Source organism: Lonsdalea populi (assembly GCF_015999465.1).
Taxonomy (GTDB): domain Bacteria; phylum Pseudomonadota; class Gammaproteobacteria; order Enterobacterales; family Enterobacteriaceae; genus Lonsdalea; species Lonsdalea populi.
Map to the genome: position 1 here is coordinate 2,951,699 of NZ_CP065534.1, position 15,389 is coordinate 2,967,087.

General features: G+C 57.7%; 14 protein-coding genes. 13 read left to right on the top strand and 1 reads right to left on the bottom strand.

From position 1 onward, the window contains the following. Positions 1-420: 420 nt before the first annotated feature. The 10 genes from I6N93_RS12960 to I6N93_RS13005 all read left to right on the top strand — a co-directional run bounded on the left by I6N93_RS12960 (position 421) and on the right by I6N93_RS13005 (position 10,799). Entirely contained in the window at positions 421-1,338 is a 918-nt protein-coding gene (locus tag I6N93_RS12960; protein WP_181463571.1) for a helix-turn-helix domain-containing protein, read from the top strand. Positions 1,339-1,684: 346 nt separating this feature from the next. Beyond that, positions 1,685-2,662 (top strand): transporter, encoded by a 978-nt coding sequence (locus I6N93_RS12965; protein WP_232100059.1) that lies wholly within the window; start codon positions 1,685-1,687, stop codon positions 2,660-2,662. Between the two features lie 417 nt (positions 2,663-3,079). Next, positions 3,080-4,132 (top strand): aliphatic aldoxime dehydratase, encoded by a 1,053-nt coding sequence (gene oxdA / locus I6N93_RS12970; protein ID WP_085689552.1) that lies wholly within the window; start codon positions 3,080-3,082, stop codon positions 4,130-4,132. Positions 4,133-4,209: 77 nt separating this feature from the next. Then, positions 4,210-5,724 (top strand): amidase, encoded by a 1,515-nt coding sequence (locus tag I6N93_RS12975; protein WP_085689554.1) that lies wholly within the window; start codon positions 4,210-4,212, stop codon positions 5,722-5,724. 165 nt (positions 5,725-5,889) lie between these two features. Then, complete coding sequence (locus tag I6N93_RS12980) at positions 5,890-6,984, top strand: ABC transporter substrate-binding protein (protein WP_197669160.1); 1,095 nt, start codon at positions 5,890-5,892, stop codon at positions 6,982-6,984. After that, positions 6,981-7,997, top strand: a complete 1,017-nt coding sequence (locus I6N93_RS12985) for a FecCD family ABC transporter permease (RefSeq protein WP_085689556.1) — start codon at positions 6,981-6,983, stop codon at positions 7,995-7,997. Before I6N93_RS12980 ends, I6N93_RS12985 begins: the two co-directional genes overlap by 4 nt. Continuing rightward, the gene (locus I6N93_RS12990; RefSeq protein ID WP_085689558.1) at positions 7,994-8,791 is read left to right on the top strand and encodes an ABC transporter ATP-binding protein; all 798 of its coding nucleotides are present in this window, start codon (positions 7,994-7,996) and stop codon (positions 8,789-8,791) included. Before I6N93_RS12985 ends, I6N93_RS12990 begins: the two co-directional genes overlap by 4 nt. A 292-nt stretch (positions 8,792-9,083) precedes the next feature. Next, positions 9,084-9,767 (top strand): nitrile hydratase subunit beta, encoded by a 684-nt coding sequence (gene nthB / locus I6N93_RS12995; protein WP_085689560.1) that lies wholly within the window; start codon positions 9,084-9,086, stop codon positions 9,765-9,767. Positions 9,768-9,779: 12 nt separating this feature from the next. Next, a complete protein-coding gene (gene nthA / locus I6N93_RS13000; protein WP_085689562.1) occupies positions 9,780-10,391 on the top strand; it encodes a nitrile hydratase subunit alpha in 612 nt (203 codons plus the stop codon). An 18-nt stretch (positions 10,392-10,409) separates the two neighbouring features. Further along, positions 10,410-10,799, top strand: a complete 390-nt coding sequence (locus tag I6N93_RS13005) for a nitrile hydratase accessory protein (protein ID WP_085689564.1) — start codon at positions 10,410-10,412, stop codon at positions 10,797-10,799. A gap of 179 nt (positions 10,800-10,978) precedes the next feature. Here the strand turns inward: I6N93_RS13005 and cadR are convergent, their stop codons facing one another. Continuing rightward, positions 10,979-11,437, bottom strand: coding sequence for a Cd(II)/Pb(II)-responsive transcriptional regulator (cadR, locus tag I6N93_RS13010; protein WP_085689566.1), 459 nt, complete (start codon positions 11,435-11,437; stop codon positions 10,979-10,981). 339 nt (positions 11,438-11,776) lie between these two features. Here cadR and I6N93_RS13015 point away from each other — a divergent pair, with 339 nt between their 5' ends. The 3 genes from I6N93_RS13015 to I6N93_RS13025 all read left to right on the top strand — a co-directional run bounded on the left by I6N93_RS13015 (position 11,777) and on the right by I6N93_RS13025 (position 15,261). Further along, the gene (locus tag I6N93_RS13015) at positions 11,777-13,837 is read left to right on the top strand and encodes a heavy metal translocating P-type ATPase (RefSeq protein ID WP_085689612.1); all 2,061 of its coding nucleotides are present in this window, start codon (positions 11,777-11,779) and stop codon (positions 13,835-13,837) included. A gap of 16 nt (positions 13,838-13,853) precedes the next feature. Then, positions 13,854-14,075 carry a hypothetical protein gene (locus tag I6N93_RS13020; RefSeq protein ID WP_085689568.1) on the top strand — a complete coding sequence of 74 codons (222 nt, stop codon included), beginning with the start codon at positions 13,854-13,856 and terminating at the stop codon, positions 14,073-14,075. Between the two features lie 286 nt (positions 14,076-14,361). Then, entirely contained in the window at positions 14,362-15,261 is a 900-nt protein-coding gene (locus tag I6N93_RS13025) for a LysR family transcriptional regulator (protein WP_085689570.1), read from the top strand. The last annotated feature ends 128 nt before the right edge of the window (positions 15,262-15,389 follow it).

A 15,389-nucleotide genomic window follows, 5' to 3' on the forward strand; every position in this document is an offset into this window, starting at 1 on the left:
TATTGGTAAGCGCCAAAATGGCTTTCGACTTGTGTAGAGGGTTCATATTAAAGACTTCCTGGTCGCCGCAGGTCTCTTAGAGTCGAAAAAAACGTCCCCCTCACGGTAGTACTCATAGCAATGGCCGTAACTCCCCCGCAGCGCTGCCACCGTTGCCATGCAACGCAGTGCAGTTGCACCGCAATAGACATGAAAAAAACTGTGGCAATGCATGCTTAATCCGTATTCCTGCACTCCAAATTTATACAGGCAATTGTTTTTTAGTCTGTTCTTTCCGGCCATCAGAAACAAACTAGTTGGCGTGATTTTTGCATGTCCCCTGTTGTCTGGAAGCAAATGCTGATAGCGGTGTAAGACACCATTTCCTTAAAAAGTGTTGTGGAGGACAAGAATATGTCCATCGTGTATTCAACTGAGAATATGGCTGACAAGCAGCGTTTTGAATACTGGACTGAGGTCGTTTGTCGCCATTGCCTGAAGGCAACGAATCGGCCGCTCTCCGAGAGCGGTTTTGTGGCATCTATGCAATTCCGGGCAATTAAGTCCCTATCGCTTGCTACGCTCAATGCGCCGGCACATCACTGGAAACGGGGAGCACAAGACCTGCGTAGCGGCCCCAATGACGATCTTTGGCTGGGGCTGGTGCAGCAGGGGCAGGCCTGGTTCGAACAAAGTGGCCGGCAAGCCGTGCTGCCAGCGGGCAGTATGGTGCTGTACGACTCAGCTAAAGAATTCACGTTCAACATCGACTCACAAGCGTTGCATATTTTGCGTATTCCCCGCCAGCTGTTAATGCGACGCATCCCTAACGTAGAAAAATTCACCGCCATCTCGCTGGATGCCAGCCGGCCAGGCATGACGCCGCTGCGGGAGATGCTGCTGCAAGCCAGTTCAAATTCACTGCTGATGACCCATGACGACATGGCTATCAGGTATTTCGACATGATGTTGGACATGTTGGTCTTTAGTCTGCAAGTCGCGGATAACGAAAACGCGGGCGACCGTTATGACAACCTGTATGAAAAAATTGTGCAATATATCCGCGACCATTTACAGGATGATGCGCTGTCGCTGGATATGATCGCGAAAGCGCACTACGTATCCCCTCGCACCGTGGTGCGTGCGTTCTCCGCCCGGCAAAAAACGCCCATGGCCCTGGTATGGCAAGAACGGCTGTTGGCCTGTCGCCATGCGCTGCAGGATAAACGCGCGCGCAGCGTATCTCAGGTCGCCATGGAGTACGGTTTCAAGGATCTCTCTCACTTCAGCCGGGCATTTCGCCAGGCATTCGGTTATGCGCCAAGTTCATTGTTGAAACAGGAAATCGTCCTGTCCTGAGTCTTATCGCCCCGCTTCATAGCGGCAGCGTCCTGTACGGGCGCTGTCGTTTTTTTTATTCCGCCGACGCTGAATTCAACGAGATATACGACCTTTTTCACCGGATTTCCTCCCCCTGCGCAAACTGTCCTTTTGAGTACATCCCTTGTCCATTTGAGCCATGGCGGTAATAGCACTCTCGGGTTAAAAGTGTCCATCAGGAGCGGAATCGATTTTCTACTCCACCATTGATGGCGTCGGTGCCTTCATCAACAGGCCGGCAGGACGAAATAAATAACCACATCTTATGGTCTGAAATCACTCACAGACCGCAGTCATTATTCCATTTTAAACGTGGGGGTTAATCATGAAATCAGTCAAAGATAATCGTCTGCAATATCCTAACCGCGATCCTGAGACGATGAAAAGAGGAGGTCTCGGCGCGGTGATGCGAACTACTCGCAGGCGTCGACGGTATGTTATTCCTTTGGCTGCAATGTTATTTTTTCAATCCGCCCAGGCGGTGGATTTGGATTCACTGGATTTAGTTCCTGCACCAGCGGGCACCGACGCTTTTCTTTCCTATTTCACCTATGCCCATCGCGACACTTATAAACCCGTCGACGGCAATTATATTAAAGATGATACCCGGCTGAATTCAATGATTGGTATTTTCCGTTATGTCCATTATATGGACGTCGGCGGATTCACCCTAGCGCCGCAGGTATTATTACCCTATGGACGATTCTACGACGGCAAGCTGGCCGGCACGGAACTGAGTTCAACATCCGGACTGGGCGATCCGATCCTCACCGCGCCCCTTTGGCTGGTCAATAATTCGACTTCCGGGACCACCTTCGCCATTGTGCCTTATCTCTATCTCCCTATGGGCAATTACGATGCCGGGGAGACGCTGAACATAGGCGAAAACCGCTGGAAGTTTGATTTACAGGTGGGCGGAACCCAGCGGCTTGGCGATAACTTTATCGCGCAGGCATCATTCGATACCACCTGGTATGGCGACAATGACGACGCCGTCAGCCGGGGTAACGGCACGCTTTCACAGGACAACAGCTATCAGGCGCAATTATGGCTGTCCTATATTCCTCCTCAGGAAAAAACCTGGACCTTCGCCGTCGGTTACGCCAAAAACTGGGGCGGAGCCCAATATCTGGACGGTTCGGCGAACGGCGCCGCCACGCGCTCACAACAGGTGCGTTTGCAAACGGCGAAATTTGTACGGCCCGATCTGCAGGTGCAGTGGCTGGTTCAGCGCGACATCAGCGTAGACGGCGGGTTCCAAACCGATTTCAGCACCACGCTGCGTATCATGAAACTGTTTTAACGTTGACCGGGTCGGCAGACCCGGGACGTTCGGCCCACAGCGTCAATCGTCAGATCGTCACCTGCTGGGCGTCAGCTAAGGTACGTGCGCACAACACCGGCACAGACGTTAATGAACCGGCGTTGCGCGCCAAAAAACGACGTCCGCCCGGACTTCTATACCTGCCGCCATTACCGAGAAAAGCACCGCACGCCGTACACACTCGCGTTACGCCAGGGTAACGCCCTCCCGAGTAACGAATCAGGGTACGGTTGTCCTTTTGAGCAAAACAGATGTCCCGGTGAAACAAGCATCCCAAATCGTCTGCCTACATAGTATTAACCAGGTCGGAGAGCGGCCGAGTACGCCGGCGGCGACCGGTCATACCTGTCTGATCTCTTCGGCAAACCGACTATCGAACATCAATCAGGAGCCCTTATGGAATCCGCAATCGACAAACATTTGATGTGTCCCCGGACATTGTCCCGCCGAGTTCATGATGACTATCAGCCCCCGTTTCCCATGTTCGCAGGCCGCGCTGATGAAAGCCTCACACAGGTGGTCATGGCCTATCTGGGCGTGCAGTTCCTTGAAGAGCAGCGTGATGCGGCCCTGAAGGCGATGCGCCACATCGTTGCAAGTTTTAGCGTCGACGACGGCCCGGGAAATCACGACATGACCTACCATGTCGACGCCCAGGGCTATGGCAATTTCATCGTTGTCGGCTACTGGCGCGATCCGGCGGCATACTGCCGCTGGCTGCGTTCTCCGTCGATCGCCGGCTGGTGGGCCGATGACGCACGGTTAAACGAAGGGCTGGGCTATTTTCGCGAGATCATCGCGCCGCGCGCCGACCAGTTCGAAACTCTGTATGCGTTCAAAGAAGATCTACCTGGCGTCGGCGCCATCATGGATAACATCAGCGACGAGGTGCAGGAGCACGGCTATTGGGGATCGGTGCGCGATCGTATCCCTCTCTCGCAAACCGACTGGATGCAACCTTCGAGCGAGTTGCGCATTCTGTCCGGCGACCCCGCCAAAGGCGGCCGCGTCGTAGTGCAGGGCCATGACAATATCGCGCTGATCCGTTCCGGTCAGGACTGGGTCGACGCTGGAGAAGAAGAACGCGAGCTGTACTTTAAGCAGATGCTGCCCCCCTTGCAGGACGGCATGGATTTTCTTCGCGACGAGGGGCAGGCGCTGGGCTGCTACAGCAACCGTTTCGTGCGCAACATCGATCTAGACGGCAATCTGCTGGATATCGCCTACGATATCGGCCACTGGCGCTCGCTCGACAAGTTGGAGCGATGGGCGGAATCCCATCCCACCCACCTGCGCATATTCACCACGTTTTTCCGCGTCGTCACCGGCCTGCAAAAACTACGGCTTTATCACGAAGTGTCCGTCTCCGATGCACGCCATCAGATGTTCGAATACATCAACTGTCATGTACAAACCGGGATGATGCGCGACGCGCAATCTGGGAGCTGATCACCCCGTTATCAATCTATTTATAGGGCGAATTCGTCGAACTATTGATGAAACGCCGCATTCATGAAGGAAATAACATGGCTATTGAACGTCCCACGCCCGAACAACTGCAAGAAATCGCCGACCGCCTGCACATCCAACTGACACCGGAACTGGCGAGTGAATACCTGGCGCTGATGCAAGCCAATTTTGACGCCTATGATCTGGTTGACGAATTGCCTGATGATATCCCCGAGACGCGTTATCCGCGCGAGGCCGGTTATCGCCCCGAGGGTGCGGAAAACCCGCTGAATGCCTGGTACTACAAAACCGAAGTGAAAGGCGCAGGCGCAGGCAAACTGGCTGGCCGCACCGTCGTGCTCAAGGATAACGTCTCCCTGGCCGGCGTACCGATGATGAATGGCTCCACTACGCTTGAGGGGTTCGTTCCTTCTTACGACGCCACCATCGTCACCCGTCTTCTGGATGCCGGCGCCACGATCAGCGGTAAAGCCACCTGCGAGCACTTCTGTCTTTCCGGCGGCAGCCATACTTCCCATCCGGCGCCGGTGCACAACCCCAACCGTCGCGGCTACGCCGCCGGCGGCTCTTCCTCCGGTAGCGCCGCGCTGGTGGCCTCGGGTGAGGTCGACATGGCCATAGGGTGCGATCAGGGCGGCTCCATTCGCATCCCGTCGGCATTCTGCGGCACTTATGGCCTGAAACCCACCCATGGTTTGGTGCCTTATACCGGTATTATGCCAATCGAGGCCACGGTGGATCATGCCGGCCCGATTACCGCCAATGTCCGCGATAACGCATTGATGCTGGAAGCGATCGCCGGCGCCGACGGGTTGGATCCGCGTCAGTATGCACCCGTGGTGCAATCCTATACCGAGTTTCTGGATCGCGGCGTGGACGGCCTGAAGATCGGTATTGTGACCGAAGGGTTCCAGCTCGCCAATCAGGATCCGCGCGTCGCGGACAAAGTCCGAGAAGCCATTGCTCGTTTTGAACGTCTGGGCGCCACGGTCGATGAAATATCGCTCCCTGAACATGCGCTGGCGGGCGCGCTCTGGACGCCGATCGGCTGTGAAGGACTGACCATGCAGATGATGCACGGGAACGGCATGGGATTTAACTGGAAAGGTCAGTATGACGTGACGCTGCTGGATAAACAGGCACAATGGCGTTCCCAGGCCGAAGCGCTGTCCGCCTCACTCAAAATCTGTATGTTCGTCGGACAGTATGGACTGGAGCGCTACAACGGCCGCTACTATGCCAAGGCACAGAACATCGCGCGCAGAGCCCGTGCGGGCTATGACCGCGAGCTGGCGAACTATGATCTGTTGGTGATGCCGACCGTTCCTATCACCGCGCAACCTCTGCCTGAGGAAGACTGTTCCGTAACTCAATACATATCGCGGGCATTTGAAATGCTCGGCAATACCGCGGCGCAGGACATTACCGGCCATCCGGCCTTCTCGGTTCCCTGTGGGCTGGTCGATGGTTTGCCGGTGGGGCTCATGCTGATTGGTCGTCACTATGGCGAAGGCATGCTTTACCAGGCAGCGTCGGCGTTTGAAGCGGCGGGAGACTGGCGCAAGTTCTAAACCGCGGTAGCATGGACGACGGGGTTGATTCTGCTATCCATGCCACGCCGAATTCAGCGACCCGACCGCGCGACGCCTTTCGCACGGCCGGGTAGCAAATGCGTATACCCGGATCCCTACAGTACCTGCCGCGGGTTACATAAGCACTGACGCTATGGAGATATCATGCCGCATAAATTTTCTTATCTTTTCAATGCATTGCCTTTCTCCTTCTCCCATTTCACCCGCCGCCGGCATCCCGTGCGGGGCTGCTACCGGCGATCGCTGCTGCTGGCCTGCGCGATGGTGTCATGCAGCGCACAGGCCGCGGCCGCACAGTTTCCGCTGACGTTGCAGAACTGCGGCAGCACGCTGACCTTTCAGCGCGCGCCTACAAAAGTGGTGACCATTGGCCAGACGGGAAGCGAGATGTTGTATGCCCTGGGACTGGGCGACAAATTAGTAGGAACGTCGCTGTGGTTTAACAACGTGTTGCCGCAATACCAGGCGCAGAACGACAAGGTTGAGCGGCTGGCTGATAACGCGCCAGGTTTTGAGACCGTCATAAGCAAACGGCCGCAGCTGGTGGTCTCACAGTTTGAAATGATGGTTGGCCCGCAAGGCGTGGTGGGCAGCCGTCAGCAATTTGACGAGTTAAATATTCCCACCTACGTGATGCCCGCCGATTGCGAAGGTAAAAATAATTTGATAGGCGCCGACGGCACGCGCCAGGAAACCTTCCGAATTGAGAGTCTGTATAAAAGCATCAGCCAATTGGCGGCGATATTCGATGTGCAGCCGCGCGGCAAACAGCTGAATGAAGAACTGCAGGCCCGGCTGGCCAACGCCAGAGCCGTGACGCAGCGGCAGGATCTCTCCCACGCCAGCGCGCTCTTCTGGTTTTCCAGCAGCGATCTCAAAAGCGATCCTTTTGTCGCGGGCCGCAAAGGCGTGCCCGATTTCATGCTCAACACGCTGGGCATACGCAATATCGTCGAGTCTGACGAAGAGTGGCCTGCCGTCGGCTGGGAAACCATCGCCAAGGCCAACCCGACTTTTATTATCATTGCCCGGATGGATCGCCGCCGTTTCCCGGCAGACGACCACCAGAAAAAACTGGCGTTTCTGCAACACGACCCGGTCACTCGCAATATGGCGGCGGTCAAGAATAACCGCATCATTATCCTGGACGCCGAAGCGATGCATGCCAGCCTGAGAATGTTCAGCGGCCTGGAAACGATCGCTTCCACCATCGCTAAAAACGCGGATTTGTCCAAATGACAAGAAAATGGCTGGTCAGTCTCATCGCTTGCCTGGCGCTTATCGCCGCGATTTTACTGGGCGTTGCCATCGGCGAAACATCGATAAAGCTCACCGTCGTCGTACAGGCGATAGTCAATAAACTGTGGTCGGCAGGCTACATACTGGATCCCATCGACGAAGGGATTATCTGGAATTACCGCCTGCCCCGCGCCCTGGTCGCCGGCGCCTGCGGCGCGGGCCTGGCGACCTGCGGCGTGATACTGCAATCACTCCTGCGCAATCCGCTGGCCGATCCCTATCTGCTTGGCATCTCCGCCGGCGCGTCGACCGGTGCCGTACTCGTCGCGCTCTTCGGATTGGGCGCTGGCGTGCTCACCCTCTCCGGCGGGGCCTTTGTGGGGGCTATCGCCGCCTTTGTGCTCGTCACTCTGCTGGCCCGGGCCGGCGGCGCTTCGGCCCCGGCGACGCAAATCATTCTGGCGGGTATCGCCGGCTCGCAACTGTTCAATGCGCTGACCGCATTTTTAATCACCAAGTCGGCCAACTCTGAACAGGCGCGCGGCATTATGTTCTGGATGTTGGGCAGCCTCAGCGGCGTTCGCTGGTCTTCGGTCTGGCTGGCGGTTCCGATATCCTTGCTGGGGCTGATGGTTTGTTTGTGGCACCGCAGAGCGTTGGATGCCTTCACCTTCGGCGTCGATTCGGCCGCGGGGCTTGGCATCCCCATCCGGCGGATACAGCTGCTGTTGATCAGCAGTGCAGCGCTGGTGACCGCCATTATGGTGTCGATCGTCGGCTCCATCGGTTTCGTCGGGCTCGTCATTCCCCACGCCGTTCGTCTGCTGTCCGGCACCCGGCATGCCCGTCTGTTGCCGTTAAGCGCGTTAAGCGGCGCACTATTTCTGATCGCGGCCGACATCCTTTCCCGCACGCTGATCGTCGGCCAGGTGATCCCCGTCGGGGTGATCACCGCGCTGGTCGGCGCTCCGGTATTTGCCCTGATCTTGCTCGACAGAAGGAGAATGCGATGACCGCCGTTCCCTTGCCACCTCATCCGGTTGTGCTCAGCTGCGCCAATCTGAGTTACCAACAAGGCGGCCATGTCTTGTTGCAGGATATCGCGCTGGCGATACACCATGAAGAAACGTTCGGCATCATCGGCCCCAACGGTTCGGGTAAATCCACCTTGCTCAAGCTGCTGAGCGGTTTGCGAAAGCCTGACAGCGGAGCCGTCCAGCTCGGAGGCAAAGACCTGCGGGATTGGCCACGCTGGAGCCGCGCCCGCCAAATTGCCATGGTCGAACAACAGGCCGACACCGAGGACGTCATCAGCGTCTTCGACGTCGTTGCGCTGGGCCGGACGCCATGGTTGTCGGCATTAAGCCCTTGGTCGGCGCAAGAGGAAACCATTGTCCGCCAGGCGCTGCATGATGTCGGCGCCGCCCACCTCAGTGCCCGGCGCTGGCACAGCCTATCGGGAGGCGAGCGCCAGCGGGTGCATCTGGCCAAGGCGCTGGCCCAACGTCCACAAATTTTGCTGCTGGATGAGCCGGGCAATCATCTGGATATTCAGCATCAGTTGGCCATTCTGGCGCTGGTCCGCCACTTACCGGTCACCACGCTGGTGGCCCTGCACGATCTCAACCATGCCCTGCTGTGCGATCGTCTGGCGGTGCTGGATCGGGGACGGCTGATCGCGCTGGGGCCACCGAGCGAAGTTCTGACGCCGCAGCTGCTGCTCAGTACATTCGGCGTGCATGCCCACTATCTGGTCGATCCGTTCGACGGCGCCGCCCTGCTGCGATTCAGGGCGCCTGCGCTATGATGGACCGCCGGGCGAAACAGCAGCGTCCGACGGAGGCACAGGGCGTTGGCTTGCGCCGCGCGGCGAACTTGTCTCTGTCAGCCAACCCCGTGTCCGGCACAGCAAAGCATGCCGGAGGTTTACGACCTATCTTGTTATTTATGGTCCTTTGTGGTCGTTTTCCGGCGGGCTGAGCTAGCCTGAGGGTAGACGACTTTCGACACGTTTTGGCGGGATGACCCCGCCGCTGGATGGCCATTTCCGGGGTGGCCGCCAGTCAAATCCGAATCCCGATGCGATCTAAGGGGGTTATATGAACGGAATACATGACGTTGGCGGGATGGACGGTATGGGCCCGGTCGGCCCGACCCAATGGGAACCGGCTTACCATGCCGAATGGGAAAAGGCTGCCTATGCGATGTTTCCTTTCGCGGCGCGCGCCGGCATGTTTGGGCTTGACGAGTTCCGCTGCCATCTTGAAAAACTTCATCCTCTCCATTACCTCACGGCCTTCTATTACGAGCATTGGGTAGAAGCGACCGAGCAAATCGGCGAGAAGAAAGGTTACTGGACCCAGGAAGAACTTGAAAAACGTACCGAATATTATCTTCATTACCCCCAGGTGCCGTTGCCGCCTAACAAAGACCCGGAGCTGGTCAACTTCGCTGAATGGGCAGTCCGCAATGGTTTTTCGACCTCACGCCAGTTGGATTCCCAACCCAAATTCAAGGTGGGCGACCGCGTGACGGTCGATGCCAGCGTGCCGAAGCATCATACTCGCCGGGCGGGCTATGTCCGTGGGCGAACCGGTGAAATCATTATGTATCACGGGGCGCACGTCTATCCGGACACCACGGGTAACGGGCTGCCTGAAACCTCAGAACACCTCTATACCCTGCGTTTTACCAATGCGGAGCTTTATGGCGAAGAGGCGGCCGAGCCGAACGGCGTCGTCTGTACCGATGCCTGGGAACCCTATATCACTTTGGCTAAATAAGGAGTTGACGTTATGACACGAGTGAGTCTGGCCCACACCCAGAAAACGGAGGAAGAGATCGCCGCCCGGGTCAAGGCGATTGAATCCATCCTGATTGAAAAAGGCCTGATGTCCGAGGACGGGGTGAATAAATTTGCCGATCTTTATGAAAATGAGATTGGCCCCCACCTTGGCGCGAAAGTGGTGGCGAAAGCCTGGACCGATCCCGCCTTTAAACAGCGCCTGCTGGCTGATGCGACCAAAGCCTGTCAAGAACTGGGTGTTGGCGGTCTGCAGGGCGAGCACATGATTGCGCTTGAGTGCACCGATACCGTACACCACGTTATCGTCTGTACCTTATGTTCCTGCTACCCCTGGCCTGTGCTCGGTATGCCGCCGAACTGGTATAAATCCATGCCCTACCGCTCAAGGATCGTGCGGGAGCCGCGCAAAGTGCTGAGCGAGGATTTCCACTTCGAACTTCCTCCTTCGACGGAAATACGTGTGTGGGATTCCAACTCGGAGATCCGTTACTGGGTTCTGCCCTTGCGCCCGGCGAACACCGAAGGCATGACCGAGGAGCAGTTGGCGGCTCTGGTGACCCGCGACTCCCTGATCGGGACTGGCCCGGCTACCGCGGTCTAACCACATCGGAGGCGTCTAATGACCCCTAACATCAGCACGAATAACAACGAACTGGCCACCGCGCTAAATCATCGCAAGGGACAGGCCCCCTTCAATAAACCCTGGGAGCTGCGCGCCTTTGCCGTCGCCGTCGCGGCCTGCGAGGCCGGCGAGTTCGCATGGTCGGAGTTTCAGGAAGCCCTGACGGAAACCATAAAACAGTGGGAGGCCGCCAATCCCGGTTTTACGCAGGACGACTGGCGCTATTACGAACATTTCGTCACCGCATTGGAAGTGGTGCTGGCGCGGCATGACAAACTGTCGTCAAACGGGCTGGACCATCGGGCGCAGGTTATTCTGGAAACGCCGGTTCACAAACACCATGTGGCCAAATACGACCCCATCATGATTGAGCCTGCGCTGATCTAATCCCGCCTGACGGGCTTGTTTGCCCGTCTCACGTATCTGTCTATGCTGTTCTCAAGCGGACTTGGCAACATCCCACGCCTGGCAATGGGTAACCTTGCCAGGCGTTGATCGTTTTAATGACCGGGATATCCCACTGTCGACGGCGTTCATCCGCTCTCGGCAGACTTCGTGTGCGGGAGTCAATGCGAATGGCTGCCAGCCAGGTGGCCCGGGGTAATCACCGGCAGGACATCCTCCGGCTCCTCGCTCTGTTGCAGCTCACGTAAAATCCCGCAGTCCCGCGTCGCCCGGCTGACATTGCAGAGGCTCTTAAGCTCGCTCAACTGCTTTTCCAGCATGTTCAGCTCGCGAATCCGGTCTTGCACATGATGAAGGTGCTCATTTATCAGGGCATTGACCGTTCCACAGTCGGCGTCAGGCTGGCTGCGGGCCTGAAGCAGAACCCGGATTTCCTCGTGGGTCATGTCCAGCGCCCGGCAACGGCGGATAAACATCAGTCTTTCCAGGTGTAACACATTGTAATAACGGTAGTTATTGGACGGATCCCGTAACGCGGCCTGCAACAGCCCTTCGCGCTCATAGTAGCGCACCGTTTCTACCGGACATCCGGCCTGTCGCGCCAGTTCGCCAATTTTCATCGCTCCCCTCCCCGGGCTTGACCCTGAAGCTGCTTCAGGGTCTTTAATGCCAGTATAAGTGACGAACAGGATAAAAACATGAGTGACCGCAGCAGTCATCACCAAGGCGGAGCCGCCGTTCCCGGAAAATCCTCCGCCGCGAAAAATACCGGCGTATTACTGACTCAGCGCCCCGACGCCCTGACCGGCATCAAAATCATGGCCGTCAGCGGCGGCGATCAACGCGGCGCTCCGACGGACGGTATCGGCTGTGGCTGCTGCGCGGCGGGTCCCCTCGCAGAGGATAAAGCGCAGACGCTTCCGGCCAGCGCGGACGGCACGCGTACCCGTATCCGCATCATGCAGATGGACTGTCCGGTTGAAGAAAACATGATCCGTAACAAGCTGAGCGGCATGCCGGCCGTTAAGGCTCTGGATTTTAATCTGATGCAGCGCGTGCTGACGGTGGTTCATGCCCCGGATGCTCTGGCGACGGTTCTTGATTCTATCCGCTCTCTGGGTTTTGAACCCGAACTGACCAACGGCGGCGATCGGCCAACCGTCACCGAGAAAAAGGAAAAACCCGGGTGGCCGCTGGCGCTGGCCGGTGCGGCGGCCGTCGCGGCGGAGACGATGCACTGGATGGGCATGCCGGAATGGCTTGAAGCCGCCCTGGCGCTGGCGGCGGTCGCGGCCTGTGGGCTGACCACCTACAAAAAGGGATGGATTGCACTGCGTAACGGCAACCTGAATATCAATGCCTTGATGAGCATCGCCGTCACCGGGGCGATGGCGATCGGTCAGTGGCCGGAAGCCGCGATGGTGATGGTGCTGTTCACCCTCGCGGAGTTGATAGAGGCGAAGTCTCTCGACCGGGCGCGCAATGCGATTGGCTCCCTGATGAAGCTGACGCCGGAAACGTCCATGGTTCAGCAGCAGGATGGCTCCTGGAAAGAAACCGAGGCGAACGCCGTCCCCCTCGACAGCGTGGTCAGAGTGAAGCCCGGCGAACGTGTCGCCCTTGACGGCATCATCGTCAGGGGCCGCACTACGATTAATCAGGCCCCCATCACCGGCGAGAGTCTGCCGGTAGACAAGGACGAAGGCGACCGGGTTTTCGCCGGTACGATCAACGGCTCCGGCGGTTTTGAGTACCGGGTGACGGCGGCGGCGGGCAACACCACGCTGGCGCGTATCATTCATGCGGTGGAGGAAGCCCAGGGAGCGAAAGCCCCCACGCAGCGTTTTGTGGACCGATTTTCACGCATATACACCCCGGTAGTGTTTTCCATTGCGGCGGTAGTTGCCCTACTGCCTCCGCTGATTATCGGTGGCGCCTGGCAGGAATGGATCTACAAGGCTCTGGTCATGTTGGTTATCTCCTGTCCCTGCGCACTCGTCATTTCCACACCGGTGACCATCGTCAGTGGTCTGACGGCGGCGGCCCGCAAGGGGATCCTGGTTAAGGGAGGCGTTTATCTGGAAGAAGGCCGCAAGCTGAAATGGCTGCTGTTGGATAAAACAGGCACCATCACGCACGGTAAGCCAGTACAAACCGAGGTGATGGCCTATGCGGGGGTTCCGGAAAAAGATGTCCGAAGATTGGCCGTCAGCCTGGCGGATTATTCAGATCATCCGGTGTCGCAGGCCCTGTCGGCGGCGTCAAAAGAGGCGCAGCGGTATGACGTGGCGCGTTTTGAAGCGCTGCCGGGGCGCGGTGTGCGGGGGATCATCAACGGCGAAGCCTACAGTCTGGGCAATCTAAGGCTGACGGAAGAAACCCTCGCCTGTCCGCCCCCGGTACAGGAGACGCTCGCCCGCCTGGAAGCGCGCGGAAACACCGTGGTGATGCTCAGTAACGCAATACAGGTGATCGGGCTGTTCGCGGTGGCGGATACGGTTAAAGAGAGCAGCCGGAAGGCGATAGAGCAACTGCACGCGCTGGGGGTCGGCACGCTCATGCTGACCGGGGATAACGCGCATACGGCCAGCGCCATCGCCGATCAGGTCGGCATAGACGAGGCTCGCGGCGACCAATTGCCGGAGGATAAACTCCGCGCCGTAGAGACCTTCACGGCTCGGGGCACCACAGGCATGGTGGGCGACGGCATCAATGATGCCCCAGCGCTGGCCCGCGCCGATATTGGTTTCGCCATGGGGGCGATGGGCACGGATACCGCCATAGAAACCGCCGACGTGGCGTTGATGGATGACGATTTGCGCAAAATCCCCGCCTTCGTCCGGCTATCCCGGCGGACTTACCGCATCCTGGTGCAGAATATTGTGATGGCGATAGGCATCAAGGCAGTGTTTCTGACCCTGACTCTCGCAGGTATGGGCACCATGTGGATGGCGGTTTTCGCCGATGTGGGAGCCAGCCTGCTGGTGGTGGCGAACGGCCTGCGCCTGTTGCGTCAGTAATCTGCTTGGCGGTCGAATGACCGGTGCCGCCTCGACGGCCCCGCGGCAATACGGCCGGCCGGATCTCCCCCACGCCCGTCTGTCGGCGGCGCAATTGCAGGCGGTGGCGGGGCGTATCCTGAAAGTCGAACTCGGGGTCAAGGCCGATACCCGCCCGACGCCAGGACCGGGTGTCCTGTTCTCACCCGACATTCATGACCGGTTCGACAAGGGCCGCTACGAAAGGACGTTTCCGTAAAGGACCGCCCTGTAAAAGACCTCCCCGTGATGCGCGCATTCCTGGCTGCGCCGCCAGAGACGGTGGCGCCGTGTACCGCCCGGAGGCCCCCGCGGCGGGAAGCTGGTTCACGCAGGCCGTTTTTCAGTTCTTCACCCGAGGATGTGCTTGCGGCCGGCGGTCCTTGCACGCCGGAGCGCGCCTGAGGAAATCACGAACAGGATTAAGGGAAAAACCGATGGAGATCGACTCTCATTATGTGTTTGCAGTAGTGTAATGCGTCACCAATCAAAACAGGTTGTTTCCAATGGACCGTCTCACCAGTATGGCTGTTTATGTCAAGGCCGTGGAACTAGGCTCTTTTACGGCAGCGGCCAATGTGCTGACCATGTCGCCGCAGCTCGTTGGAAAGCACGTTTCGGCACTCGAACAACATTTGGGTGTGCGTCTTCTGAACAGAACCACTCGTCAGCACAGCCTGACGGAAGCAGGCCAACACTTTTACGCGCGGGCAAAAATTATCCTTGATGAAGTCGATGCGGCCGAATCCTTCGCGGAAGAGGCGCGGATAACGCCCCGGGGCCGTCTCAAAATTAATGCGCCGGTGACGTTCGGCATCAATGCGCTAACGCAAAAACTACCGATTTTTCTCAATCAGTATCCCGACATCACCGTGGAGCTGACGCTGACCAACCGGTGGGTTGACCTGATTGATGAAGGATACGACGCGGTTTTTCGAGTCGGCGAACTCGCGGACAGCGGCTTAATGGCCAGAACGCTGGCACCCTATCGCCTTATTATCTGTGCATCCCCATCCTATCTTGCTTCGGCTCCTCCATTGAAGGTTCCAGAGGATTTACTGAAGCATGAATGCCTGATCTTTACCCACACATCACTGCGAACGATGTGGCGTTTTGAAGGCCGCGAGGGAAGTGTTTCGATCCCTGTGAACGGCCGTCTTCAACTGAACAGCGGCGAAGCCTTAATCGGCGCGGCGTTGGCCGGATTTGGCGTAGTCATACAACCTTCCGAATTGGTTATTCCACATATTGCATCTGGAAGGCTCACTGTCGTTTTGCCCAATTACAGCATACCTACCCGCCCCTTTCATTTGATGTATGCGCCGGATAGAAGAGTGACCCCCAAACTGCGAAGTTTTCTTGAGTTCGCAACCGAACATTTCGGGCAAGAGACGGCGAACTCATGAACGGATTCGGGATTTACGCCAGAGATACCTCCCAATGCAGCCTTCTCGACGGCGAGGGCGGCCTCATTTATCGCTGCCCGCGGTATGCCGTTTTGGCTAGAATAAGACCTCCGCTGAACTGAAGACAA